This window comes from Bacillus sp. BSL6, from assembly GCF_052928345.1.
In genome coordinates this window covers 249,970-276,468 of the sequence record NZ_JAVGCW010000002.1, presented here as the reverse complement: position 1 = coordinate 276,468, position 26,499 = coordinate 249,970, and the positions used below count along the sequence as shown (strand labels likewise).

Here is a 26,499-nt window from a genome sequence, read left to right as displayed (position 1 = left end):
TTCTATTTCTTTTATTTTAGCGTATATGTATAAAGATAATATACTTTACAACAGCAATTTCATTGACGAAATATATGCTATTACAGTAGTATACTATTTAGTGTGTAATAGTACTAGCAATGAATACGCTGTAGGGGGTTTAGTATATTGTTAGATGCGATAAAAATGACGGATATGAGAATTCCAGCGAATGCCATCATTCATGTAGAAGAGATGAAAGGTGGAGTCGTGTTATCCGTTGAAGTAGACGGCCAAATTATTTATACGATGGCTTATGATGAAGAAACAGATAGTTATGCTGAATTATATGATCGAAACGATAAGAGGGCGTGCCAAGTACATGAAGATTTTATGGGATGGTCACTTCTTCATTAAAAAAGATGTCAATATGACATCTTTTTTTATTAAACCGATAGAATATACAAAGAAATGAAATATAAGGATAAAATTTGTAATAAATGATTTTGCATTGTTAGCACTTTGTAACTGCAACTGAATTATTTTTTCGCTATCATAAAGATAACAGTCGCAGTCATAGGAGTGGTCAACGTGAAGAAAGTACATATTTCCAATTACATGTTATTATGTGTTTGTCTAATTTTATTTGTTCTCTTAGGAGGATTTTTATATTCATGTGTATAAGAAAAAACGCATTCTAAAAAGAACGCGTTATAAAAAAGAAGTAATGATTAATCTAGTCCCAAGAATAATTAATGTGATACGCAATAAATTAATTACGGCGTTACCGCTTAATTTTGTATTAATATATGCCCCGATTTTTCCACCAATCCATGCACCAGGAATAAGAATTAATGCGTAAATCCAGCTAACATTTCCAAGGGAGATGTGAGTTGCAGAACTTACAATTGCTGATAGAAATACGATAAACATCGAAGTTGCTACAGCAATATGTGCTGGGAATGCAAAAAGTAGCATCATTGCTGGAACAAGTAAAGCACCGCCACCAATTCCAAATAATCCAGATATAAAACCAACTATAAAGGCGATAAAGATAGCGAGAAGCGGTGGGAATTGATAGTGTACAGTGTTTCCTTCGTTATCTGTAAAAGAGCGCTTGATTACAGTCATATTTGATAAAGAAAGGGGTTTTAATTTGTCTCGTAACATAAGAAGAATGGAGACAAAAATAAGAAAAATCCCAAAATATAAAGAAAATGTATCTTGGTTTAAAAATTTATTCGCCCACGAGCCGATGATACCACCAGGGCCACTCCCGATAAATAAAATAAGTCCACTTTTGTAATCTACTCGTTTATGCTTCATATAAGTAAGGGTGGAAGATAGTCCCGTAAAAACGACTGTTACCATTGAAGTTCCTACTGCAAGTTGTGGTGACAGGCTATGTAATCCGATTAATAACGGAACAATAATAATTCCGCCGCCAAGTCCGACTAGACTCCCGACTGTCCCGGCGATTAGCCCGATGAAAAGTAACATGATGTATTCCAAAATTGCCAACTCCTCTATATAACTTATCCACCAATTATTATACACGCTTTTTCATGAGAAAAAGCTTTGTTCACAAAAAAGTCGTCTTCCTAGAAAAATAAGGAAGACGACTTTTAATTAAAAGATTAAGTGTAATAAAGAATAAAATAAAGCAGCTAATGAAGCTGAAATAGGAAGTGTGATAACCCAAGTAATTAACATACGTTTTGCAGTTCCCCATTTTACACCTTTTACACGATGAGAAGCACCAACCCCTAAAATAGAAGAGGAGATAACGTGCGTCGTACTAACTGGTAAGTGAATGAATGTTGCCCCGAAAATAACAAGAGATGATGATAAATCAGCAGCTACACCATTTACAGGACGAATTTTCATAATTTGTCCACCGACAGTTTTAATAATTTTCCATCCGCCGACAGAAGTACCAAGACCCATTGCAATGGCACAAGATAATTGTACCCAGAACGGGATGTCGCTAGAAGTATGATAACTATTCGCCATAAGAGCCATTGTAATAATTCCCATTGCTTTTTGCGCATCATTCGTACCATGTGTATAAGCTTGTAATGCAGCAGTGAAAATCTGGAATATACGGAAGTTTTTGTTTGTCTTCGTTAAATTAAAGTTTTTAAAGACGACTTTAAAAATACTGTATACGATATAACCAATAACAAATGCGATAATTGGTGAAATGATTAAAGCTTCAATAATTTTTATGAATCCTTTAAAGTTTAATGAACTAAAACCAGCAGCAGCTATCGCTGCACCTGCGATGGAGCCAATGATTGCATGCGAAGAACTACTTGGAATACCGTAGTACCAAGTAATCAAATTCCATGCTATTGCCGCAAGTAAAGCAGCTAAAATTACAAGAGAACCATTTTGTAAAGCGAACGGATCAACGATATCTTTCGTAATCGTTTTTGCTACACCTGTAAATGTCATCGCACCTAAAAAGTTCATAATAGCTGCCATAATAATTGCATGTCTAGGCTTTAGAGCTTTCGTTGAAACAGCCGTTGCAATAGCGTTTGCTGTATCGTGAAATCCATTAATAAAGTCAAAAGCTAAAGCGCAAATGACTACTAAAACGGTCAGTATCAAGAGTGTATCCATGATCAAACTCCTTACGCGTTCTTCATAATAATTGTTTCTAATACGTTTGCAACGCTTTGGCAGCTATCCGCTACTTCTTCAAGCTCTTCGTAAATCTCTTTGTATTGAATGATCTTAATTGGATCTTTTTCACGAGAGAATAAGTGCTTAATCGCGTGACGGCGAATATCATCACATTGTGATTCATAATCTTTAATCTTAATCGCATTTGTACGAATGTCGACTAATTTTTTGTTAGACATTAATTCAACAGAGTTTGCAATTTCAATCGCACATTGATTAATTGCTTCTACGAATTTAATCATGTATTCATCAGCTTCTGTAATAGAATACATTTCGAATAGACCAGCACTATGATCTAATCCGTCTAATACATCATCCATACTCATTGCAAGCTGTAGGATGTCCTCACGTTCAATAGGAGTAATAAACGCTTTGTTTAGCTCCATAATGATTTCGTGAATAAATGAGTCACCTTTTGACTCATACTCTTTCATGCGCATAGAAAACTCTTTTAAATCGCTAGCATTTTTAATTTTATACTCCACGAAAAACTGCGCGCCTTCTTTTAAATTTTCGGAAACATTCATTAACATTTCAGAAAATTTATCTTTTTTTGATTTAAAGACCATTATTAGTTACCCCCACAAAAGTAATATATGTAAAATATATTGGCTAGTCAATTCTAACAAAAAACTGTCGTTTTTTAAAACATTTTATCGAAAAGTTTACAAAAACTTAACATAACTCTTATTGTTGTATTAATAATATTAATAATCAATATTGAATATCTTACTTGTAGAATGTCCTTTTCTTGCAAAAAGTATGAATGTGAAAGAAAAGCTTTACACTACAGGAAAGACTACGTTATTATAATAAATTTAAAAGGAGGTATATTCTTCCTTTTGAAAAGAAGAGTGTAAACAAACGAAGGAAGTGAACGAATGAAATTGAAGAACACTCACTTAAAAAAAATGCAGGAGTGGTTCAACAAGAGGAAGAAGCTTCGTAATTCATTAATTGTATTAGGAAGTTTGCTCGCTACTCTATTTATTGCTATAAATATAATAATTTCTATTCAAGACATATCTGAATTAAAGCAAGCTGTTCCGCAGCCGACCTTAATTTATGATGCAAATAATGAAGTTGCGACTAAATTAGCTTCTTCTAAAACAGAAGGCGTAAAAAAGAAAGATATTCCTGATATTATGGTTCAGGCCATTGTTGCAGTAGAAGATAAGGAATTTTTTAACCATCACGGGATTTACTATAGTGGAATTATAAGTGCAGTTTTTAAAAATATTACAGCAGGAGAAGTTGTAGCAGGGGGAAGTACAATTACACAACAACTTGCGAAAAATGTATTTCTGACACAAGACCGCACATACTCTCGAAAAATTAAGGAATATTTTTTAACAAAAAAAATAGAGCGTACGTATACGAAAGATGAAATCATTGAAATGTATATGAACCAAATTTATTTTGGTGAAGGTGCTTGGGGTATAAAAAGAGCAGCTAAATCTTATTTTGATAAAGATGTAAAAGATTTAACAATTTCAGAAGCAGCAACGATTGCGGGCTTGATTAAAGCACCATCTGCGTATTCACCTTATAAAAACTTTAACAAGTCAATTGAAAGACGTAATGTCGTATTAAGTTTAATGAAAGAGCAAGGGTATATTTCGGACGAACAGTATAATAAAGAAAAAGAGAGTGGACTTGTGTTAAAACGTGGCGTTGATGATAAATACAAGGGAAAATACTCTCAATATGTAGATTATATTGTTAGAGAGGCGATGGACAAGTACGAATTAACACAAAATGAAATTTTAGCAGGTGGTTATCGTATTTATACAGAGCTTGACCCGAAAAAACAACAGGCCGTAGAAGACGTTGTGAATAATGATAGTTATTTCAAAGATAGTGGCTCAGACCAACTCATGCAAACGGGTGTAGTTCTTATGAATCCCAAAACAGGTGGTATACCAGCTTTAGTTGGAGGCAGAGGGCCGTATCAGTTTTTACAGTTTAACCATGCAACCCAATTAAAAAGACAACCGGGCTCAACGTTAAAACCTTTGGCTGTATATGTACCAGCGTTAGAACAAGGATATGAAGTATACGATATATTAAAAGATGAACCATTTAACATTAAAGAATATAAACCACAAAATAGCGATCATACTTTTCACGGTGATGTGACAATGTATGAAGCCGTAGCAAAGTCGTATAATGTTTCAGCTGTGTGGCTATTAGAACAAATTGGATTAGATAAAGGATTGAAATCTTTAGAGCGATTTGGTATTCCATTAGTGCCAGAAGATCGTACGTATCCGATTGCTTTAGGCGGTATGCATGTGGGGACATCTCCATTTGTAATGGCTCAAGCATACAGTACATTTGCAAATGACGGAGTCCAAGTGGAAGCTCATGCAATTAGGGAGATACAAAATGCTGAAGGTGAAACGCTTGGAAAGTGGTATAAGAAAGAGACACGAGTGACGAGTGAGAAAGTTTCTCAAAAAATGACATATTTATTAAAAGGTGTTGTCGAAAAGGGAACGGGCGAAAAGGCAAAAGTTAATAATGTTGATACGGCAGGTAAGACAGGAACTACTCAAATTGTAAATGGCCCGAGCACCGGTGCAAAGGATTCATGGTTTGTTGGATACACACCAGATTTAGTAGGTGCGATTTGGGTAGGATATGATAAAACCGATAGCGATCATTATGTTCCGGGTGGTAGTCAAATTACGACGACAATGTTCCGGGATATTATGAAAAAAGCGAACGCAAATCCAGCTCAAAAAGCATTTCAGTTATCGCTCATATCTGAGGCTGATTATAAAAAACAATTGACTACAATAGAAGAGGAAAAACGAAGAAAAGAAGAAGAGAAGAGAAGGAAAGAAGAGGAACAACAACGAAAACAAGAGCAACAAGAGTGGCTTGATAAAGTGAAAGAATGGATTCCTTCATTTTGGTAAAAGAAAGAGGCGAATAACGAAATTCGCCTCTTTTTTGTATGAAAAACAAAATGAAACTTTAAATGGTAGAGATTTTCATCTATCCTTATTAGCTATTATTCGTTAAGTATAATGTTCGTACTGCCATAGGATTCGGAATCGTATGTGACACTTATTCTACCTTTGCTTATAGGTTCATAAGGTAATTCTTCTTCGTAATTACCGTTATTCTCATTGTGGATAGAAAGTGTGATTTCATCGATTTTTTTATTTGTATACTGATTTTTAATCGTTTCAGCAATTTGGAGTAACGCCTCGGAACTAGAAGCTTTCGTAATAAGCATTCCTTTTATAACCCTTTTTTCATTATTTGTGGAATTGGAATAAGGGATGTTGCTTTGTTTTGTATACAAAAGTTTGTATGGAGCAGTTTTTCTCTCTGCTTTTGATATAGTGGAATATTTTAGAGTTAAAAAAAATCCTACACATAAAATAATGCATACCATAAGTGCAAACCAAATGCGTATTAGTGACATAACTCTCATTTTCATCCCTCTTTCATATCTTTGACTTCACTATTTATCATACAAAATAAGGATTAAGATAGAGTAAATTTGAGGTAAAGAAACGTAAAGAAGGAGCACTTATCCTCCCAAATAAGTGCTCCTTTCTATATAAAGAGAGATTTAATGCATGGTTAAACGATACATATTATTATAAATATACTTCTTAAGCGAAAATTAGTAAATTCGGAATACAGATAGTGTTGCTGTTGTATCGCCTGTGTTTGGAATAGAAATAGTGTTTGCTGTAGGCTGTATAGCAATCGTTGTACCAGCTTGTAAAGTAACAATTGTAGAGAAAGAAACAGCACTACCGATAACGTTAGTTGAGAAATTACGAGTAGGTGGTTGACCATTGAATGAAATACCGAATCCAAATGGTGAAGACCCTGGGAAAGTTGTAGACGCTGAGAAACTAATATCATATACGCCTGTTTCTAAAATCGTTAAAGTATCTGAAGTATCATTGAAAGAGATATTAGTTAATTCAAACACTTGATTGAATTGAAGGTTTGTTCCAGGTGATATAGTTTGTGGATTTGAGTTTCCGATTGCCGCGATCGTTACAGGAATTGGTGTACCCGCTGGTCCGGTTGCACCAGTAGCACCTTGAGCACCAGTAGCACCTGTTGCGCCTGCTGGTCCTTGAACACCTTGAGGTCCTTGAGCCCCCGTAGCGCCAGTAGCCCCTGCTGGTCCTTGAACACCTTGAGGTCCTTGAGCCCCCGTAGCGCCAGTAGCGCCTGCTGGCCCTTGAATACCTTGAGGTCCTTGAGCACCCGTAGCGCCTGCTGGCCCTTGAACACCTTGAGGTCCTTGAGCCCCCGTAGCGCCAGTAGCCCCCGCAGGTCCTTGAACACCTTGAGGTCCTTGAGCCCCCGTAGCGCCGGTAGCCCCTGCAGGTCCTTGAACACCTTGAGGTCCTTGAGCACCAGTAGCGCCAGTAGCCCCCGCAGGTCCTTGAACACCTTGAGGCCCTTGAGCACCAGTAGCGCCTGCAGGTCCTTGAACGCCTTGAGGTCCAGTAGCCCCCGTAGCGCCAGTAGCGCCTGCTGGCCCTTGAACACCTTGAGGTCCTTGAGCCCCCGTAGCGCCAGTAGCGCCTGCAGGTCCTTGAACGCCTTGAGGTCCAGTAGCCCCTGCTGGCCCCTGAACACCTTGAGGTCCTTGAGCACCAGTAGCGCCTGCAGGTCCTTGAACACCTTGAGGTCCTTGAGCACCAGTAGCGCCTGCAGGTCCTTGAACACCTTGAGGTCCTTGAGCACCAGTAGCGCCGGTAGCGCCTGCTGGCCCTTGAACACCTTGAGGTCCTTGAGCACCAGTAGCGCCTGTTGCGCCTTGAGGTCCTTGAGGTCCAGTAGCACCAGTAGCGCCGGTAGCGCCTGCTGGTCCTTGAACGCCTTGAGGTCCTTGAGCCCCCGTAGCGCCGGTAGCCCCTGCTGGTCCTTGAACACCTTGAGGCCCAGTAGCCCCCGTAGCCCCTGCTGGCCCTTGAATACCTTGAGGTCCTTGAGCACCAGTAGCGCCTGTTGCGCCTTGAGGTCCTTGAGGTCCAGTAGCACCAGTAGCGCCTGCCGGTCCTTGAGCACCAGTAGCACCAGTAGCACCAGTAGCGCCTGCTGGTCCTTGAATGCCTTGAGGTCCTTGAGCACCAGTAGCGCCGGTAGCGCCTGCAGGTCCTTGAACGCCTTGAGGTCCTTGAGCACCAGTAGCGCCGGTAGCCCCTGCTGGTCCTTGAACACCTTGAGGCCCAGTAGCCCCCGTAGCCCCTGCTGGCCCTTGAATACCTTGAGGCCCTTGAGGTCCAGTAGCGCCTTGAACACCTGCCGGTCCTTGAGCGCCTTGAGGTCCTTGAGGTCCAGTAGCGCCGGTAGCGCCGGTAGCACCGGTAGCACCAGTAGCACCAGTAGCGCCTCCACCTCCAAGACAACCTGATCCGTATTGAACTAGGATAGCTTGGATCTCTGTTATGAGTTTAACTAGTTTGTCGGTCGTACAACAATCTACTTTGAATAACTTAGCGATATATAATAAATAATTAAGCAGGCTTTGTAGTTCAACGTACAACGCTCCGCATGAGAAAGGTGTTGTTCTTAAAATAGTTAATAGATTAGCAATGATAGAATTTCCAATTTGTTTTTGTGCTGGAGATAAATCTAAGCAATTGAGAAATTTTTGTAAGTTATTTAGGGCAGCGATTAAGTTATCGATATTATTTTGAGAAGGGTTTTGAAAAACAGCTTGAATAGCTTGGCCAAGAGCTTGAAGAAGTCTAACAAATTCTGTAAGTTCGGACTTAGAGATGTTAATATGACTACAAGCTCTGACTTCGCAACAGTCATTACCATAAAATACTTTTCCTTTATTTTTATTGTTCATCTTTTCATTCCTTTCTTTCATAGAATCAATAGTCATTACTATATATTAAAATGAAATTTATACTAAATCCGTGATGGACAAACTACCATTTCTAAAAAAATAAGAAATTGGCCCGCTTGGCAAACAAATAAGTAAGATATAGAGAAGGTTTCATATAATGTAAAGAAGAAAAGTTCAACATAAAAAACTGCATGTCGATTGTTAAGGGATTTAACAATTGACATGCAGTTCGTGGATTGGATTTTATTTGTCTTGATTTAATCTTTCAAGGGCTGTTTTAGGTAAGATTGGAATTGAAATAGTAAAAGTAGTACCATCTTCATTACTAGTCATTTTTAATGTACCGTTATGATTTTGAATAATTTTTTTCGTTACTGCCAAGCCGAGTCCTGTACCGGAATCTTTTGTTGAGAAGAATGGATCAAAGATATATTCTTGAATCGCTGATGGAATACCAGTCCCATTATCAGTGAAAGTAATACGAACAAAATTATCTAGGCGGTAACTAGTAATTTGGATAGAAAGTTTTTTTTCCCCTTGAGCATCGACAGCGTTCTGGAATAAGTTTAAAAAAACTTGCACAAGTTCATGACGATCAATATGAACTAAAATATCATCTAATTCGGTAGAAAAATTATAATTAATTGAAATGTTATGTAAAAAGACTTCGCTAGCTAGTAACTGTTGAATATACTCACGTAAAAATGTATTAATTGGAAAGGGTTCTCTTGTAAATTCACGTGTTTTTGAAATAGATAAAAATTTTGTAATGATACTATTTGCGCGATCTAATTCAGGAATAAGTAAGTTTTTAAATAGTTCTTTATTAGATGGAGAAACAGTTTCTTGTAAAAATTGTAAATAACCTCGTACGGTTGTAAGAGGATTACGGACTTCATGTGCAATACCAGCTGCGATTCGCCCTGCTAACGAAAATTTTTCTGCATCACGTTCTGTGTTTAAATAATGAAAGACACTAATAACTCTAAAAATTTCTCCGTTATAATCACGAATAATTCGGTTATTTAAAATACCATAGTTTTTGTCTAAAACTTCTTCATTATATATTTCTGTGCCTGTTTTTAATGTTTCAAGAGCTTTAATTTTTTCTTCAGGTAATTTTAGTAATTGTTGAATTGGCTTTCCGATTATATCATTTCGTACTACACCAAAATCATCTGCCGCAGCCTGATTACATAAAGTTATATTTCCTTTATTATCAACAAAGGTTACATGATGTGAAAAAGCATCAAAAATATGAACAAAGTATGTTTCAAGTTGTTTAAATAAAAATAATGAATCGCAAGTAAGCTGAAAATCAGCCTCTTTATTCTCTTTTTGTATGTTTTGAATAGAATGAGTTGATCTCGTTTTCTTTATTTGTAAACCAATCTGTGGATTTTTATATGTGAAATGATGTGGTAATTGATTCACAAGTTCTTCATAAAAACGTACTTTATTTTCTAATTCTTCTATTCGTTTTTCATGAGACACAATATCATCTTTTGGAAGCATAAATAAATAACCCCTCAATTTAAAAATTCTTCCATCTAGTATATCATATTTTTATACGGATACTCTTAAAGAAGGGACTACTTAATGAAATTGATTGGTCGAAGTGTTCAGGAAGTGAGTAGAATGGATAGTAGGTGAAGTTAAAAAGGGAGGAATATATTTGCTTTTCATTGGAGTAACAGGGTGGGGAGATCATGATTCTTTATATATAGACCCCTATGAAAATAGAAATAAATTACGAACATATAGTGAGTATTTCCCTATAGTAGAAGTGGATAGTTCATTTTATGCGATGCAACCTGCACGAAACTATACAAAATGGGCAATGGAAACACCGAAAGATTTTTCTTTTATCGTCAAAGCATATCAAGGAATGACAGGACATATGAAAGGTGAAGTTCCTTTTTCTACGTTCGATGAGATGTTTGATGTATATAAACAATCTATTCTTCCTTTAATTGAAGCTGGTAAATTAAAAACGATTTTATTTCAATATCCACCATGGTTTGATTGTAAAAAGAAAAATGTAGATTTTCTTCGATATACGAAAGAAAAAATGGAAGGTTTGCCGTGTGCAATAGAATTTCGAAATCAAACATGGTTTTATCCAGAAATGAGAGATAAGACATTACAGTTTCTAGAGCAAGAAAAATGGATTCATACAATTTGTGATGAGCCACAGGCAGGGATGGGTTCAGTACCACTCGTATTAGAAGTAACGAATGCAGAGATGGTGTTAATACGTTTTCATGGCCGAAATGTTCATGGCTGGCTTGATAAAGGGGAAAATTGGAGAGCGGTTCGTTGCTTATATCGCTACAACAATAAAGAATTAGAAGAATGGGTAGAAAGACTAGAACAATTAAAAAAGAAGACAAAGGACATATACGTATTATTTAACAATAATTCAGGCGGAGATGCAGCTGATAATGCGAAACAGCTTATGAAAATGATGAACATTACATATGGTGAGCCAAAGCCTGAGCAATTAAATTTGTTTGAGTGATAATAAACAAGAAAGGCACTGTACAAACAGGGGGAATGTACAGTGCCTTTCTATATGAAAAAGAGGGGTAACAATGTTACTGAGCGTTTGGTTGATTCATCAATTGTTGGCTTCGTAATAAATGATAATGGTTATCATTATCATTGTCAATGGTTTTCCTGAAAATAAATAAAAAATTTTTTATGGGATAGTAACGATAGGGAGATCCCTAATAGGAGTTTGGCTAAAGTAAAGAATTGTTTCGAGGTAGATTTCCTGCAAACCCCTGATAAAGTGAAACTTTAATCAGGGGGGGGTTGTTCATCCCCCCACTGATTATCAGCCCTCACCAATCGGGCTTTTACGGGCAGCCCGACCTCCATCTAACTTCTTTGCTTCCGCTGAATTTTGAGGTGGGGGTCTTACTGCCCGTTAATGCGGGATAAAGTATAAAAAAAGAACAGCAATTAATGCTGTTCTTTGCTAGTGATGAATTGTTGTAAATCAAAAGGAGTTATCGCTTGGATAAATTCTTTTGAGATAAGTGTTTGAACAAGAGTACTCTCAGAAATAGAAGCACCTGTTTTCTTTTCATAAGCTTGTTTCAATAAATCAAGTTTTTCAGCCGTTTCTTTCGGTAATTCAATTGTTAAAGTGTTCATAATTTCTCCCCCTTACTATTAGAGTACCACTACAATATAGGAGAGACAAGAAAAGAGAATGTGAAACATAAAAAAGGTTACCATTTATAAATGGTAACCTTTTTTATGTATAAGAGTTATTAAGCAATACCGATATACTTTAAAGTTTTTGATGGAGTACTATGATCAAAGAAGTGTTGTAAAAATGCGATATCAACACCTGATTTGTATGCGCAATATCCCCAAGTTTTTCGAAGTGTATGTGAGCTAATCCCTTCTAATCCAACTTCTTTTGCAGCTTTGTTTAAAATGTACCACGCATGTTGTCTCGTAATAGATTTTGTTCCTTTTTGAGACTTTAACAATGGTTCATTACGTTTCCAAGTTTTACGTTCTTTCATGTAGTCTTCGATCGCGTGCTGTAAGTCTTCATTTACAGCAAACCATTTATGTTTCTTTACTTTTTCATTGTAAAATAAAATGGAATGGCGAACATTTTCGTTTTCATCGATTACATCACTAACTTTTAATTGTAAGATTTCACTTACTTTTAAGCCAGAATTTACAGCTAATACGAATAATAAGCCATCACGTTTCGAAGATTGTAAAAGTATATTTTTGATAGTTTCTAATTGTTTTTCGTTTTGAATAGGTTGTCCTGCTTGTTTCATTTCACGCACTCTCCTCTTTTATATGTGTAAAGGAAAGGATTAACTTGTTCTTACTATAAAGGGAGAGTGTGAATTTCATGTGAACTCCTAGTGAAATTAAGACAAATTATTTGACTTCTTTTACTTTTTGTAAATTAAAGTAGAATACAACACTATTAGTCGTATTATATACACCGTACTCGGCATGGTGTAGGTCTAAAATATTTTTAACAATAGATAATCCAAGACCAGTACCACCAGTATGACGGCTACGCGATGCATCTAAACGGTAGAAACGATCCCAAATTTTTTCAAGACTGTCTTCTGGAATAGGGTTTCCTGTGTTTTCTATTTCAACTTTTACTGTATCTTCCATTTCTATAACGGAGACTTGTATTTTTTCTCCATCTGGCGTATAGCGAATTGCATTGCTAAGTAAGTTCACAACGACTTGCTCAATACGACTACGGTTCGCTTGAACAAATATAGAAGAGTCTCCATCTATGTTCACTTGTAAATGCTTTTCTTCCATGCTAAATAATAACTTTGTATAGACTTGTTGAATTAATTCACCGATCGAGAATGTCGTCATATCTAGTTTGTACGTACCTGACTCTAATTTTGCTAATTCTAACATTTCAACAATAAGTCTGTTCATGTTTTCGGTTTCTTCTAAAATAACATCTGTGTAATACGTCGTATCTTTACTAACGCCATCTTTAATTCCTTCTGCGAAACTTCTAATTACACTAAGTGGTGTTTTTAATTCGTGCGATACACCAGAAATGAATTCTTTTCGCGTTTTCTCTAATTGACGTTCACGTTCAATATCTTGTTGTAATTTTGTATTGGCAACATTTAATCGATCGATTCGGTCTTTTAAGTTTACAGATAACGTATTAATACTACCGGAAAGCCCGCCAATCTCATCGTCTGCTGTTACAGGTAACTTCTCGCTAAAATCAAAATTGGCCATTTTCTTTGTAACGCGATTCATTTTAATTAATGGCTTCACAATGATTTTTGAGTAGTAGAAGGATAATAAAATAATTACGAGAAATACGATGATTAAGGCATAGACATAATAATCCTTTAAAACGAGCATCGCTTCATTAACAGGTTGTAAAGATGCTATCGCAAAAGCGTATTCTGTAATTTTTTCATTTTCCACAATAGGTTTTACAAAGATGCTATTTTTTATATTCTCTCCACCATCTATTATATAAGTGTTCAATTGGTGCGGGTTAGCAGTGCCATTTCTAATAATGTCTGCAAAATATTGAACGGCTTGTAATGTTTCAAAATCATTTGCAAGGCGAACCTCGGCTTTTGACGGAAGCTGTAATTTAGATACAATACCAGTAAACTCAATTTGAGTCACAGTTTTGGATCGGCTTGTAAGTCTATTTTTAGTAGAATTGCCATTAATGGATTGAAAATCTGAATTGAAACGTTCGTTTTGCCATCGATTATAATTTGTTGTCAATTCTAGTGGGGTTATTGTTTTCCCTCGTAGCAAACCGACGACGTTTATCATGCCATCTTTTTTCAATCCTAAGTTTTCAAATTTCTTATATTCTTCGGGCGTTAAAAGATTATTGAGTGGAATGAAATATGTTTCATTATTTTTAGGATTAATGACATCAATGTAGTAATTGTTATCACTTTTAATAATGCCCTCAGAATTTAAAAATTGCATATCAGCATTTGTTTTATCATGAAATTCTTGTTTTAGTTTTCTAATTTCCTCAGGATCTTTATCACTTTTTTCATAATTAGCTACGAATTTTTCAAAAGCTGTTTGGACGGTTTTTACTTTTTTATTAATATAAAATTTCTCTAAAAATAGAGATTGTCCTAAGAAAAAAAGGAGGAATATGATTGTAAATAATGTCGATGTTAATAAGAATAGTTTAAAGACGATACTTCTGTTTTTCACTGCGTCACCTCTTGTGAGAAATACTGTAAATGATTTCTTAATTATAACAAACGTTACAAAAAAGTAGAGGAGAAAATCTGTCTCTTCTGAAAGTAGTTTTTAATAAAAAGTCACATAAAAAGAACTCGACAGACGTATGACGAGTTCTTTAATGTATTATTGTTGAATTGCTGCATCTAAAGCGATTTCAATCATTTCGTTAAATGTAGTTTGACGCTCTTCAGATGTTGTTTCTTCACCAGTGAAGATGTGATCACTTACTGTTAAGACAGATAATGCATTTACACCGTATTTCGCTGCTAATGTGTAAAGCGCAGTTGTTTCCATTTCTACTGCTAGTACACCGTAATCTCCAAGCTTTTTCACCATGTCCATGCTCTCACGGTAAAATACATCTGCTGTTAAAACGTTACCAACACGAACGTGTAGGCCTTTTTCAGTTCCAGCATCGTAAGCTTTCTTTAGAAGGTCGAAGTTTGCAGCTGGTGCAAAATCAAATCCTGGGAATGTTAAACGGTTCATATTAGAATCCGTACAAGCTGTCATTGCAATAATAACGTCACGTACTTTTACGTCTTTTTGAATAGCACCGCAAGTTCCAACGCGAATTAAATTTTTAACTCCGTAGCTTTGGATTAATTCGTTTACATAAATAGAAATAGAAGGAACACCCATACCTGTACCTTGCACAGATACACGTTTTCCTTTATAAGTTCCAGTGAATCCTAACATTCCACGAACGTTATTATAGCAAGTAACGTCCTCTAGAAATGTTTCAGCAATATATTTTGCACGCAATGGATCACCAGGTAATAGAATAGATTCAGCGATTTCGCCTTGTTTTGCTTCAATATGTACACTCATGAAAAGTCCTCCTTATAATGTATTGATAGAAATCAATATCATTTGCATTATACACTATGAATCCTTTCAATTAAAATCTTTTTTATCCTTTGTAATATGTGCAAAACAGAAGGATTTCATAAATCATAATCTAGAATATATATGAAAGAAGTTTTGTATGAATAGAGACTATAAAAATGGTAGGTGATGTTTTGAAAAATCTTGTCATTGGACTTGTTGCTTTGTTATTTGTTGTAGTAGGCGGATTTTACATAAAAAAGTATCAGGAAACTACAGAGACTGTAGGTGATGTTCAGGAAGTAAAATGGGATGTGTCAAATGGAAAAGGAAATGAGAAAGCAGATATTGTGTTTCAATTATTAAATAATAAAAATAGCGAAGTACGTGGTGTGAATGATCAAATTCGGGCAGTTATTGTAGACGGACAATTAAAACATGTACAACAAATGAAACCTGCATTCGTAGGAAATGGATCATATAAGGTATCTTCTAAAATAGCGAAAGATGAAGGCTATACAATATTTTTATATGAAGACAAAAATAAGTCTGTGCAATCATTTGCGAAGAAAGATTTTGGGAAGGAAATAGAGGAGAAAAATAAGAAAAAAGTAAAGTTTCCAATCGATAGTGTACTTACAAAAAAAATAGGGGAGTATGAAGTTTCTCTTTTATTTGGTGCACTGCATCCGAATGAACCAGTGACGTTAACATTTCAATTTCAAGCGAAAAAGGGTGAGAAATTGAAATTACATGCAGAGAGAGGAGAAGTGGAGGCGCTCTATATCGTGGACGAAACGAGAGAAAACTTTTTATATGCAATTCCTGTTGATACAGATGAGCAATTACAATATCGCATTACATTTCCTGCTGAAGGAACGTACAAAATATGGGGAGATTTCTATATAAATGGTAAGAAATATGAAAAAGAATTTATTGTACAAGTTCAAAAAAGAAAAAACAGCTAACTATTTAGCTGTTTTTTCTTTTTCCTATTAATTTTGTTACAGAGAGCATTGTAATTGGTAAAGAATGATTCTTTCTAAATGCTAAATATTTACCGCTCCATGTTGGTTTATATTTTTCTTTAAAATGTCGTAACCCGCTGAAACTATATGTGTAACGAACATTATTAAAGATGGCAGCAGCAACCCGTTCAGACCAGAAAGATTGTGTCGATAAACCTACATTTGAAAGTGGTGCCATACCAATATTAAAGGAGTGGTATTCATTTTCTTTTGCCCACTGGAATAGGTGGATGAAAATTGCATCCATAATGCCGCTAGGCGCATCTGGATAATAGCGCATTAAATCAACAGACAATGATCCGTTTTGATATACGGGCATAAATGTCGTGAATGCAATGATTTTTCCATCTGCATCAGATAATGTAGCGATAGGAGCACGGCTAATATATTCACGATCAAAGTATCCGAGTGAGAAACTTTTCTCTTTTTTTCCACCGAGCCACGCATCTGAAACTTTTTTTAATTCTTCAAATAGTTCATCTGAGAACGGCGGCTGGTGAATAGAGAATGTATAGCCTTCTCGTTCAAAACGGTTGAAAGTCGCTCGCATACCGGCACGTTTTTTTCCTGTTATTGTAAATGTATTCAAATCAACGACAGCTTCTTCACCAAGCTTAAAGAAGTTGTAACCAAAATCATGATATAAACTCATCCATTTACTTTCGATTTGGTAGAATACACAAATGTATCCAAATCGGTCAGCTTCAGCTAAAAACTCTTGTAACACAGTACGGTAGGAGGAAGGATCTCCAATTGGATCACCTAGCACAACAAGACGTTTTCCAGTTATAGAGAAGAGAAGGAGCGCTTTCCCATCACTACTAAAGAAGAATTGTTTATCGCCTAAGAAACCTAAATGACTAAGTACATTTCCACCATGTTCATCTAAAAAGTTTTGTAATCTTTTATCATTAGCTGGTTGCCCGGGAAATTCATTTCTATAACGATTAGCAATGAGTGAGCCAATCAGTAAAAATGTAGGAACGAAAAAGGCAGCTGCTAATGCACTTCGTTTTACTTGCGTAATATTACGAACGACAAAATCAGGTTTAAAAGCTTCTTTTGCACCTGCAAATAAAATACCTAAGTTTTTATATAAATATAAAGTTATAAGTAAGAATATAAAAACTTTTACGATATCAGAAAGTGAGACTTCCATTTTCTCGCGTACAAATCTTTTACGAAGCATATATAATACAGCGAGTACAATTAATAAAATAAACGTTTCTTCAATATCAATCCCTTTTAGCGTATTAAAGATAGCTGCTCCGATTAAAGAAATAATCGTCATATAGTAAGAACGCTTTGTTCCATAATATATGCCTCGTGAAAGGATCAGGAGGAGAATACCGAATGTTAGTGATAAGCTAAAAGAAAATTGAATAAGATGTTTTGGAGCTAGAATATGTAAGGCGTGTGCTCTGTTTATACTTGTCGGTAGAATGGTCGATAAAATAACCATTAATCCAGCAAATACTGTTAAAGCAGCAGAGGCCCACGAACCTAGTTTTCCTAGAAAATCACGCTGCAAAGTCCATATAACACCAGTTGTTTCTAATGCAGGCGCAATAAAAGGTTTGTCTTCAAACTTTTTAATGGCCACGCCTGTCATTTCAAAAGCTGCAAAAATAAGACCAAGGCAGAATGGTAAAATGTAATAGACGAGGCGATATAATAACATAGCAGGTAGTAATACACCTGTATCAATGCCATACTGTCCGAGCCCAGTTAAAAAGACAAGATCAAATGAACCAAGTCCACCAGGTACAAGACTAACAACACCAGCTAATGCAGCAATTACATACACACCTAAAAACTTTTGAAATTCGATATCAATGCCAAATAATATTAGTATGACATACATAACGATACCAGCAGATACCCACTCAACTAATGAAACTAATGAGTATAAAACAGTTGGATTTTTCTCTTCTTCTCCTTCATCTTGTCCTTCGGTTTGCTTTGGTTTTCTATTTTTTAGTTTAGAAAAGCCAATGTATATAGGGACGAAAAGGGCGAAGAAGATAAGAACAGGCCATAGCCACGGTTTTTCATGCAAAATAAAACTTGTGTCTAATATTCCAATAAGACCGAGGAACGAAAGAATAGCGAGTCCGTTAATAAAAGCGGTTGTCATCCAGGCGATACTTTTAATAAGTTTGCCATTTTCTTTTATGTATGGACGATAAAGCATTGTTCGTACACCTGCTCCAACGAGACCACCAAATCCAATAAATCCATTTAAAGTATTAGCAATCCATGAGATACGAAAAATCTTTTGGACAGGTATATCAGCTTTTAAATAACGAAGCATAACATAGTCATAAAAGAACATTGTTGATACGGCAAATGCACCAAGTGTAATTGCTAAAAAGACTCCTCCGGTTGGAATGTTTTTAATTGTATTAATTGCTTCTAAAAAAGAAATGCCTGCTAATTCTTTTTTTGCTTGAAAGAATACAATTGTTAATACAACAAATGGGAAGATAATTTTCCCGATTTGTAAGAAACGTTTCCATGAAAACGACATAAATACAACTCTCCTTGTATAAGAAAACTGAGACAATAATATTATTATGACAAACTTCAAGAAAAATAAAAAGGTAAATTCCTGTATAAGGAAGCTATTTTTTATAAGGGTTATATTTAAAAGAGTATTTCGTTTGTCAGAAAATTAAGTTAAAATAAGTTGAAAGAAGGAAGAGAGGGGAATTAGATGATTATAATAGGTTATGCAGGGTATGAGCTAGAGAAAGCAAAACCTAATACGTCAGAAGATTTTTTTAATAGATCTGAAGTGACATATATATTAAATGATAAAGAAAGAACCTTTTCTGTTTTATATGTTCGGTATTTTGAAGAAGTTTTACAAGAAATTACTCCTTTTGAAGGAAATCCAGTATGTAAAGTAGAAAATCAAGACATATATTTGCGGGATATTGTAGCGATATGTTGTTTACTGAAAGAGAATGAGCTTCGTATGCAAAAACGTTTGTATTTAAATAATATAGAAGAATTCCAACAATATTTTGATGAGGAAATAGTGGTGAAAGTACAAGAAATATTGGCTGAATTACATAAAAATAAAAGAGTAGAAATAGCGTGAAATGGCAAAGGAGAGGGAAAAATGTCTAATCTAATGGTGGAAAATCAAACAGAACAAGTTTCTATGTTTTTAGAAGATGTTATTCATTTGATAACCAATTATGTAAATTATCATACGTTGCCTTCTTTATTAGAAGAGACACCGGCAGGAAACGAACAATATTATAAAGGGTTATTAGCGTCAATAAGACGTCTTCTCGTTTTTTGTGAAGAAGGGCATGATGCATGTTTTGTTTTGTTAAATAGCCAGCCATTTCGAAAGACAGCAGCTGAAAAGATTTTATATAAAATTTATCATCAAGTAATTGCAGAGTTTTTTTCACCAAAGAGTGATCATTGGTATGAAAATAGTCGGTCTGCTTATACAGGGAAAAACTCCATCGTTTTTCAACAAACACCACCTGCATCTGTAGAGGAAGTAATGAAGAGCTTAGAGGGGAAATTCCAATTGATGCGTGAAGAATTAGAATATTATGAGACGGATTATCAAACAAAGATGTTACACAAATATTAACTGCGAAAAAGAAGCTGAGGGGACTTAGCTTCTTTTCCTTTTGTACAGTTATATAAGAGATTTCCTTTGAATATATTTAAGGGGATAGCATTAAGGAGGTGTAACATGAGTCAGCAAGGTGTATTCACAGATTACTTTCATGAAGTAGAAAGCTGGTGTGAAAGTGTTCTTCACGTATTAGATAGCCGTGCAATGGAAGTGTATGATGTCCATATGCTTGCTTATAAAATTCAAACGTTATTAGACCGTATGAAAGAGCATGAGTATGATACAGATGCAGAGTTTATGTATGAAATAAGTGATGATGTAGAACATATTCAGCATCATTTGCAGGAAGTATTCGTGCAGGGGGAAGAGGAATATGAACTATGTGAAAGAGGGGATAGTGAACGAGCTGTTCCAATTGGAGGGCATACACTCCCACCACTACCTTATCCATATAATGCGTTAGAACCGTATATTTCTAGAGAAATTATGATGTTACACCATGATAAACATCATCGTAGTTACGTGGAAGGATTAAATAAGGCAGAGAAGATGATGGAAGAAGCGAGAAAAACAAATCAATTTGATTTAATTAAGCATTGGGAAAGAGAAGCTGCTTTTCATGGATCAGGTCATTACTTGCACACAATATTTTGGAATAACATGAAAAAAGGTGGCGGCGGAAGTCCAAGAGGGGCTCTTTCACACCGGATTGAACAAGATTTTGGAAGTTTCTTGCGTTTTCAAAAACATTTTACAGAAGCAGCCTCTAAAGTGGAAGGTTCAGGATGGGCAATTCTCGTTTGGGTTCCCCGATCGGGAAGATTAGAAATTTTACAGAGTACACTTCATCAATTATTTACACAATGGGATACGATACCGCTCCTTGTACTAGACGTGTGGGAACATGCGTATTATTTACAATACCAAAATCGAAAAGATGAATATATTAAAAATTGGTGGAATGTTGTAAATTGGCCGGATGTAGAAAAAAGATTTGAAAGTGCAAAACAAATAGAATGGACACCTTATTAGACGCAGGTTCTCTGCGTCTTTTTTATTGGAAGGAGAGGGAGATTTCGTTCATATTTTAAAAGGCCAAGCATACACTTGTACAAAAAGTGCCAAAAGGACGTGGGGGGAAATATGAGACGAATTTGTGTAATCATTACGCTTCTTATTATGTACGCAAGCGTTATACCAATTCCTACATATGCAAAGATGAACAGCAATGTCAGTGCTCGTAATGCTGTATTAATGGAACAACATTCTGGACGTGTATTATACGGAAAAGCAGAACATGAGCCGCAAAAAATTGCTAGTATAACAAAAATTATGACAGCCTTATTAGCTGCTGAATCAGGAAAGATGAAAGAAAGGGTATTAGTAAGTAATGAAGCGGTCAGGGTCGAAGGATCTGCAATTTATTTAAAGCCTGGGCAAAAAGTGAAGCTAGAGGATTTAGTATACGGACTTATGCTTAGATCTGGTAATGACGCAGCACAAGTAATTGCTGAAAATGTAGGAGGGAGTATAGAAGGGTTCGTATATTTAATGAATGAAAAGGCGAAACAGATTGGAATGAAAGATACTCACTTTTCAAACCCACATGGTTTGGATGGAGATGGATCTCATTATTCGTCGGCCTATGACATGGCACTTTTAACGAGATATGCAATGGGGAACGAGACTTTTAAGAAAATTTTTGGAACAAAAACGTATAAATCAGATTCGTGGGATTATCCGTGGAAAAACAAACATAAACTTGTGACGTCGTATTATGAATTTGCAACAGGGGGAAAAACAGGTTTTACGAAGAAAGCAGGAAGAACGCTTGTTACAACAGCATCAAAAGATGGACTAGATCTAATTGTCGTAACTTTGAGCGCTTCTAGCGATTGGGATGATCATATGAATTTATTTGATAAAGGTTTTGACCGTTTCGAACAAACAAAAGTTTTAGGACAAGGAGCACTTGCTGAAATAACCGAAAAGAAATACGCCAATCATGTTTACACGAAAAATAGTTTTTCAGTACCTTTAACTGAAGAGGAAAAAAAGAGCGTAGTATTAAAAGTTGAACTAGATAAAAGTGCAAAGCTTGTGGATGGAGTAAAGGTTGGAAAGACAGACATTTATGTTGGCAATGAGAAAGTTGGAGAACGGAATTTATTTTATAGTAAACGAAAGTTAGTAGCTACAACGGGAATGTACTGGAATAATGTGAAAGAAATTTTTTCTTACATGATAGGTGTTGGGAACGATGGTTAATCTCGTATGGGTAGCGATGGCTGTCATTGGGATTGTGTATGCGATGATAAATGGAACGATGGAAGCAATAAATAAAGCTGTATTTGATGGAGCAAAAGACGCAGTAACAATTTGTATAGGACTGATTAGTGTTTTAGTATTTTGGCTCGGCTTAATGAAAATTGCAGAGGAAGCTGGGTTGTTAAAAAAGTTAGTGGCACTTTTTATGCCGATAGTAAAAAGGTTGTTTCCAGAAATACCGAAGGATCATCCGTCAATGGGATTTATTTTATCAAATATGATGGCAAATTTTTTTGGATTAGGTAATGCAGCGACCCCTCTTGGCATTAAAGCGATGGAACAATTGAAAGAGTTAAATGGAGGGAAGGATTCGGCGAGTCGTTCTATGGTAACGTTTTTAGCATTAAATACATCAGCGATTACTTTAATTCCTACGACCGTCATTTCGATTCGAATGACGTATGAATCAGCAAATCCCACCGAAATCGTTGGGGTAACATTCATTGCACAAGTACTCTCTATGATCGGAGCGATTTGGATTGACCGCTATTTTTACCGAAGAAGGAGTAGGAAGGGGCGGAAAAAATGAGCATTGTCAATACGATATCATTATGGGTAATTCCTTGTGTCATTGGTTTTATCCTTTTATATGGAACGATAAAGAAAGTTCCGACGTATGAATCGTTCGTTGAGGGAGGAAAAGAAGGGATTCAAATTGCAATTTCCATTTTACCGTTTATGGTTGGAATGCTCGTATCTATTTCTATATTTCGAGCTTCAGGTGCATTAGATGCAATGATATCAGTGATGAAGCCGATGTTAGATTTAATTCATGTCCCAGCAGAAATTGTTCCACTAGCACTTATACGTCCTATTTCGGGCTCTGCTGGTTTAAGTATTACGACCGATTTAATTGCGACGTATGGACCAGACTCGTTCATTGGGCGATTGGCTTCTACGATGCAAGGGAGTACAGATACGACTTTTTATATTTTAACAGTATACTTCGGAGCTGTTGGAATTAGAAAAATGGGAGATGCATTAAAAGTAGGACTTTTTGCCGATTTAATCGGAATTATTTGTTCGATTGTGTTTGTTTCTTTAATGTTTAAGTAATACTATTCATTTTTTATGCTATTTCGCTTATAATACGTATACGACCACTATTAAGGTGTTGCTTAATAGTGGTTTTTTTATGCGGTATTTTTGACAAAATAATGAACTTTTATTGTGAGCAATATGAAAAATATGGACAATAATAAAAGGTAAAAACATGGTTTGACCTTTATATGTTTATTATCATCGCTATGTTGTTTAAGTAAGATGGAGCGAAAAGCCGTCAAGTGTATGCGGTTGCCAAGTCTTTCTAATGTAAGGTAAGATAAATTCGAGGTGAAAAAAAGAAATGGAACGATTACAAAAAGTGATTGCGCAAGCAGGTATTGCATCGAGAAGAAAGGCTGAGGAATTAATTCAGCAAGGAAAAGTGAAAGTTAACGGAAAAATAGTGAAGGAGTTAGGAACGAAAGTAACTCCTCAAGATAAAGTAGAAGTAAATAACATCCCTCTTGAAAAAGAAGAACCTGTTTATTTTTTACTATATAAACCAACTGGCGTAATTTCAAGTGTATCAGATGATAAAGGAAGAAGTGTTGTAACAGACTTTTTCCCAGAAATTACACAACGTTTATTCCCAATCGGACGTTTAGATTATGATACGTCTGGCGTATTATTAATGACAAACGATGGGGACTTCGCAAACGTATTAATGCACCCTAGATATAAAGTTGAAAAAACATATGTTGCAAAAATAAAAGGGCCTCTAACAGGTGAAAAAATCCGCATGTTAGAACGTGGTGTGACGTTAGAAGACGGAAAAACAGCACCAGCGCGTGTGAAGATTATTTCTTGGGACAAGCGTAAAGAAATGGCGATTGTACAACTAACAATTCATGAAGGACGTAACCGTCAAGTACGTCGTATGTTTGAAGCTTTAGACTGTAAAGTAGTGAAACTAAAGCGTGAACGCTACGCCTTTTTAGAAGTGGGTAGCTTGCGACCTGGTGATGCAAGAGAATTGACACCACATGAGGTGAAACAATTACGTGCATTGGCTTCCACAAAGCCTCGCTAATCGATATTGTGAAACTTTCACCAGTGGAATGTTCCGCTGGTGATTTATTAAAAAATACATATATTCATCACTCGTCGAAGAGAGGGGAAACAATATGAAGAAAAATCGCTTATTATTTCGCGTTATCATTCTGCTCATTTTAAGCGGTGCTGTAGGATTTACACTTTATCAAGGATTCTTTGCTGATAAAGAGAAAATGCAAATTGGAAAAGAAGCGCCTAACTTTGTTGTGACGGATTTAGAAGGAAAGAAAATTGAACTAAAAGATTTAAAGGGAAAAGGTGTATTTTTAAATTTTTGGGGTACGTGGTGTAAACCTTGTGAGAAAGAAATGCCTTATATGAATGAACTATACCCAAAGTATAAAGAAAAAGGCGTTGAAATTATTGCGTTAGATGCAGATGAGACGGACATCGCAGTAAAGAATTTTGTGAACCAATACGGTTTGAAATTCCCAGTTGCCATTGATAAAGGACAAAAAATTATAGGAACATACGGAGTAGGACCACTACCAACAAGCTTCTTGATTGATAAAGATGGAAAAGTAGTGGAGCAAATTATAGGTGAACAAACGAAAGAACAGTTAGAAGGATATTTAAAGAAAATTACTCCGTAATAAAGAAAGCCTTTACATAAGAGGTGCGTGTCTATAGTGCCTCTGGTTTAAAAATTCTGAGTATTGCGGTAACTTGAGGTTAGAATATACAATAGTACATATAGATACAGGGGCGGTGAGAGTGTTGAAAGAAATTAAATGTGAATGTGGACATGTGAATCCGATAGGAACCGTTTTTTGTGAAGCTTGTGGGAAACCATTTGAAAGCAATGAAAATATAAAACTATTGGATATGCGCTATGAGGGGAGTGCTCGGAGATCTCTCACGCAAACAAAAACGATAGTCGATAAAATTTGGAGCTTTTTTTCTTCTGTAAAAGTGGGTGTATGGCTAATTGTAATCACTTTAGCGGCATCGGCGATAGGAACTATTTTTCCGCAAGAAATGTACATAACTCCAGGAATTGCACCAGCTGAATATTATAAACAAGAATATGGGTTTTTAGGACAATTATACTATCAATTAGGATTTAATAATTTATACGGTTCATGGTGGTATATGATTTTGATTGCTTCTATCGGTATTTCACTTGTGATATGTAGTTTAGACCGCGTTATTCCACTTTATAAAGCTTTAAAAAAACAAGGGGTTAAAAGACATCCTAGCTTTTTAAAGAGACAAAGATTATACGGCACTGGTGCACCGCAAGATGGTGACCTGGAAAGAGTGCAAAAGAATTTAAAGAAAGTGAACTATAATGTGAAAGTGGAAGACGGAAACATTTTAGCGGAAAAGGGACGTTTCTCACGTTGGGGTCCATATGTAAATCATATCGGTCTTATCATCTTTTTATTCGGTGCGATGCTTCGTTTTTTACCAAGTATGTACGTAGACGAAGCGCTTTGGTTACGTGATGGTGAAACGAAAGAAATACCAGGAACGGATGGGCAATACTATTTAAAAAATGAGAAGTTTATAAAGGAAGTTTATGATAAAAGTAAGGATAAAGAAGTTTTTGATGAAGCAATTGACCGTGTAGGCGATAAAATGATTGCGAAAAACTTCCAAACGAATGCCATATTGTATAAAGCAATAGGTGAAAATATAGCAGGAGAAAAACCGAAATTAGAAAAAGTAAAAGAAGCGGAAATTCGAGTGAATGAACCGTTGAAATTTGATCAATTTGCAGTGTATCAAGTGGATTACAAAGAAAGTGAATTTAAAAGTATGTCCTTTAACTTGCAAAATAAAGAAAATAATCAAAAATGGGGACCGATTAAAGTCAATTTAACGAATCCTATAGAAAAATATGATTTAGGAAATGGTTATTCTTTAGAACTATTAAACTATTTCCCAGATTTTTATTTTGATGAGAATGGAAGACCAAATACAAAAACGAAATTACCAAACAATCCAGCATTCGTATTTAAAATGTTTACACCTGAAACACCAGATGGTGAAGTGAGTTTTGTTGGTATACAGCAAAATATAGAAGCTGATGGGAATAACAAATATAAAATGTCCTTTGCAGGTGTGGAAATGCAAAATGCAACAGCACTTACTGTAAGGAAAGATTTAACGCTTTGGATTCTCGGTATTGGAGGATTTATATTTATGGTTGGTGTGATTCAAGGTATGTATTGGAATCATCGCCGTATTTGGATACAACGCGTTAATGATGAATGGTGGATTGCAGGACATACGAATAAAAATTGGTTCGGTTTAAAGAAAGATATTGAAAGAGTACTAGAAGGTACAGCAATTCCGCAACCAAATGATAAAGTAGTCGATAAAAAAATTAGTTAAGGTGGGGAAATGAT

Annotated in this window: 24 protein-coding genes; 13 read left to right on the top strand and 11 right to left on the bottom strand. The window is 35.8% G+C overall.

All coding sequences use genetic code 11. From position 1 onward, the window contains the following. Window positions 1–147: 147 nt before the first annotated feature. Window positions 148–375: a hypothetical protein gene (locus tag RCJ96_RS07580; RefSeq protein WP_000882907.1), complete on the top strand. Its 228-nt coding sequence runs from the start codon at window positions 148–150 to the stop codon at window positions 373–375. A gap of 294 nt (window positions 376–669) precedes the next feature. Here RCJ96_RS07580 and RCJ96_RS07575 read toward each other — a convergent pair whose 3' ends face one another. The 3 genes from RCJ96_RS07575 to RCJ96_RS07565 all read right to left on the bottom strand — a co-directional run bounded on the left by RCJ96_RS07575 (window position 670) and on the right by RCJ96_RS07565 (window position 3,218). Then, the gene (locus RCJ96_RS07575) at window positions 670–1,470 is read right to left on the bottom strand and encodes a sulfite exporter TauE/SafE family protein (protein WP_000455758.1); all 801 of its coding nucleotides are present in this window, start codon (window positions 1,468–1,470) and stop codon (window positions 670–672) included. 117 nt (window positions 1,471–1,587) lie between these two features. Next, window positions 1,588–2,586, bottom strand: coding sequence for an inorganic phosphate transporter (locus RCJ96_RS07570; protein ID WP_000380271.1), 999 nt, complete (start codon window positions 2,584–2,586; stop codon window positions 1,588–1,590). Window positions 2,587–2,597: 11 nt separating this feature from the next. Next, window positions 2,598–3,218, bottom strand: a complete 621-nt coding sequence (locus tag RCJ96_RS07565; protein WP_000231448.1) for a DUF47 domain-containing protein — start codon at window positions 3,216–3,218, stop codon at window positions 2,598–2,600. Between the two features lie 312 nt (window positions 3,219–3,530). Here RCJ96_RS07565 and RCJ96_RS07560 point away from each other — a divergent pair, with 312 nt between their 5' ends. Beyond that, window positions 3,531–5,573 (top strand): transglycosylase domain-containing protein, encoded by a 2,043-nt coding sequence (locus RCJ96_RS07560; RefSeq protein ID WP_000769281.1) that lies wholly within the window; start codon window positions 3,531–3,533, stop codon window positions 5,571–5,573. A 95-nt stretch (window positions 5,574–5,668) separates the two neighbouring features. Here the strand turns inward: RCJ96_RS07560 and RCJ96_RS07555 are convergent, their stop codons facing one another. From RCJ96_RS07555 to RCJ96_RS07545, 3 genes are all read right to left on the bottom strand, one after another. Continuing rightward, window positions 5,669–6,097, bottom strand: a complete 429-nt coding sequence (locus tag RCJ96_RS07555) for a hypothetical protein (RefSeq protein WP_001265566.1) — start codon at window positions 6,095–6,097, stop codon at window positions 5,669–5,671. Between the two features lie 195 nt (window positions 6,098–6,292). Further along, window positions 6,293–8,494, bottom strand: a complete 2,202-nt coding sequence (locus RCJ96_RS07550) for a Gly-Xaa-Xaa repeat protein (protein WP_446699752.1) — start codon at window positions 8,492–8,494, stop codon at window positions 6,293–6,295. A 243-nt stretch (window positions 8,495–8,737) separates the two neighbouring features. Continuing rightward, the gene (locus tag RCJ96_RS07545) at window positions 8,738–10,009 is read right to left on the bottom strand and encodes an ATP-binding protein (RefSeq protein WP_416504194.1); all 1,272 of its coding nucleotides are present in this window, start codon (window positions 10,007–10,009) and stop codon (window positions 8,738–8,740) included. A 160-nt stretch (window positions 10,010–10,169) separates the two neighbouring features. Here RCJ96_RS07545 and RCJ96_RS07540 point away from each other — a divergent pair, with 160 nt between their 5' ends. After that, on the top strand, window positions 10,170–11,015 hold the full coding sequence (locus tag RCJ96_RS07540) for a DUF72 domain-containing protein (RefSeq protein WP_000897342.1): 846 nt from the start codon (window positions 10,170–10,172) through the stop codon (window positions 11,013–11,015). Window positions 11,016–11,461: 446 nt separating this feature from the next. On the opposite strand, the gene RCJ96_RS07535 is transcribed toward RCJ96_RS07540, so the two are convergent. From RCJ96_RS07535 to deoD, 4 genes are all read right to left on the bottom strand, one after another. Next, window positions 11,462–11,656 carry a DUF3924 family protein gene (locus RCJ96_RS07535; RefSeq protein ID WP_001094859.1) on the bottom strand — a complete coding sequence of 65 codons (195 nt, stop codon included), beginning with the start codon at window positions 11,654–11,656 and terminating at the stop codon, window positions 11,462–11,464. A gap of 119 nt (window positions 11,657–11,775) precedes the next feature. Next, window positions 11,776–12,306, bottom strand: coding sequence for a tyrosine-type recombinase/integrase (locus tag RCJ96_RS07530; RefSeq protein WP_000806236.1), 531 nt, complete (start codon window positions 12,304–12,306; stop codon window positions 11,776–11,778). A 106-nt stretch (window positions 12,307–12,412) separates the two neighbouring features. Continuing rightward, the gene (locus RCJ96_RS07525; RefSeq protein WP_074609560.1) at window positions 12,413–14,224 is read right to left on the bottom strand and encodes a sensor histidine kinase; all 1,812 of its coding nucleotides are present in this window, start codon (window positions 14,222–14,224) and stop codon (window positions 12,413–12,415) included. Between the two features lie 156 nt (window positions 14,225–14,380). After that, window positions 14,381–15,088: a purine-nucleoside phosphorylase gene (gene deoD / locus RCJ96_RS07520; RefSeq protein ID WP_000110707.1), complete on the bottom strand. Its 708-nt coding sequence runs from the start codon at window positions 15,086–15,088 to the stop codon at window positions 14,381–14,383. A gap of 176 nt (window positions 15,089–15,264) precedes the next feature. On the opposite strand from deoD, the gene RCJ96_RS07515 reads away from it, so the two are divergent. Beyond that, window positions 15,265–16,053: a hypothetical protein gene (locus RCJ96_RS07515; RefSeq protein ID WP_074609559.1), complete on the top strand. Its 789-nt coding sequence runs from the start codon at window positions 15,265–15,267 to the stop codon at window positions 16,051–16,053. A gap of 4 nt (window positions 16,054–16,057) precedes the next feature. Here the strand turns inward: RCJ96_RS07515 and mprF are convergent, their stop codons facing one another. After that, window positions 16,058–18,643, bottom strand: coding sequence for a bifunctional lysylphosphatidylglycerol flippase/synthetase MprF (mprF, locus tag RCJ96_RS07510; protein ID WP_270794541.1), 2,586 nt, complete (start codon window positions 18,641–18,643; stop codon window positions 16,058–16,060). A gap of 186 nt (window positions 18,644–18,829) precedes the next feature. On the opposite strand from mprF, the gene RCJ96_RS07505 reads away from it, so the two are divergent. The 9 genes from RCJ96_RS07505 to resB all read left to right on the top strand — a co-directional run bounded on the left by RCJ96_RS07505 (window position 18,830) and on the right by resB (window position 26,485). Further along, complete coding sequence (locus RCJ96_RS07505) at window positions 18,830–19,219, top strand: hypothetical protein (RefSeq protein ID WP_000583785.1); 390 nt, start codon at window positions 18,830–18,832, stop codon at window positions 19,217–19,219. 21 nt (window positions 19,220–19,240) lie between these two features. Next, a complete protein-coding gene (locus RCJ96_RS07500; RefSeq protein WP_000067567.1) occupies window positions 19,241–19,732 on the top strand; it encodes a YpuI family protein in 492 nt (163 codons plus the stop codon). A gap of 105 nt (window positions 19,733–19,837) precedes the next feature. Continuing rightward, a complete protein-coding gene (locus RCJ96_RS07495; protein WP_000082669.1) occupies window positions 19,838–20,752 on the top strand; it encodes a superoxide dismutase in 915 nt (304 codons plus the stop codon). A gap of 111 nt (window positions 20,753–20,863) precedes the next feature. Continuing rightward, window positions 20,864–21,988 (top strand): D-alanyl-D-alanine carboxypeptidase DacB, encoded by a 1,125-nt coding sequence (dacB, locus tag RCJ96_RS07490; protein ID WP_074609555.1) that lies wholly within the window; start codon window positions 20,864–20,866, stop codon window positions 21,986–21,988. Continuing rightward, on the top strand, window positions 21,981–22,577 hold the full coding sequence (gene spmA, locus RCJ96_RS07485; protein WP_000247805.1) for a spore maturation protein SpmA: 597 nt from the start codon (window positions 21,981–21,983) through the stop codon (window positions 22,575–22,577). The genes dacB and spmA overlap by 8 nt, the downstream gene beginning before the upstream one ends. Beyond that, window positions 22,574–23,104 (top strand): spore maturation protein SpmB, encoded by a 531-nt coding sequence (gene spmB / locus RCJ96_RS07480; protein ID WP_000029511.1) that lies wholly within the window; start codon window positions 22,574–22,576, stop codon window positions 23,102–23,104. Before spmA ends, spmB begins: the two co-directional genes overlap by 4 nt. Window positions 23,105–23,393: 289 nt before the next feature. After that, a complete protein-coding gene (gene rluB / locus RCJ96_RS07475) occupies window positions 23,394–24,122 on the top strand; it encodes a 23S rRNA pseudouridine(2605) synthase RluB (RefSeq protein WP_000440556.1) in 729 nt (242 codons plus the stop codon). Between the two features lie 94 nt (window positions 24,123–24,216). Further along, on the top strand, window positions 24,217–24,738 hold the full coding sequence (gene resA / locus RCJ96_RS07470; RefSeq protein WP_000742206.1) for a thiol-disulfide oxidoreductase ResA: 522 nt from the start codon (window positions 24,217–24,219) through the stop codon (window positions 24,736–24,738). A 121-nt stretch (window positions 24,739–24,859) separates the two neighbouring features. Next, a complete protein-coding gene (gene resB / locus RCJ96_RS07465) occupies window positions 24,860–26,485 on the top strand; it encodes a cytochrome c biogenesis protein ResB (RefSeq protein ID WP_416504193.1) in 1,626 nt (541 codons plus the stop codon). Window positions 26,486–26,499: the final 14 nt, after the last annotated feature.